The sequence below is a fragment of the Legionella drozanskii LLAP-1 genome (assembly GCF_001467585.1).
GTDB classification, from domain to species: domain Bacteria; phylum Pseudomonadota; class Gammaproteobacteria; order Legionellales; family Legionellaceae; genus Tatlockia; species Tatlockia drozanskii.
In genome coordinates this window covers 1-320 of record NZ_LNXY01000017.1, presented here as the reverse complement: position 1 = coordinate 320, position 320 = coordinate 1, and the positions used below count along the sequence as shown (strand labels likewise).

Genomic DNA, 320 nt, shown 5'->3' with positions numbered 1-320 from the left:
ATTACCCTTAAACGCAGCTCAACTGGTCGCGCTATCTCAAAAGCCACGAAAAACTATGAATGAAACGCGCCTTTTATAAAAAACAGCAACTCATAGAATTTTATAATCTGTCAGAACGAGATGAAGACTCTATTATCGCCATGGCGAATATGGATAACGATGGACGCTTTAAAAAACAAGTATTAGCCTTAGAGCTGGCGCTAAGTGATACAGCACTTGCGCAAAAACGGTTCGTTGCGCAACTTAAAGACAGCGCAAAATTTGCAGCAGACTTGACCCATTATGCAACGTTACAACAGCTTTATAAAAAAGTTCTCGAA

At 40.0% G+C, this 320-nt stretch carries 1 protein-coding gene; it reads left to right on the top strand.

Going from position 1 to position 320, the window contains the following annotated elements:
• Positions 1-59 precede the first annotated feature (59 nt).
• Positions 60-320: hypothetical protein (locus tag Ldro_RS04010; RefSeq protein WP_157066456.1), on the top strand; the 261-nt coding region annotated here is incomplete at its 3' end.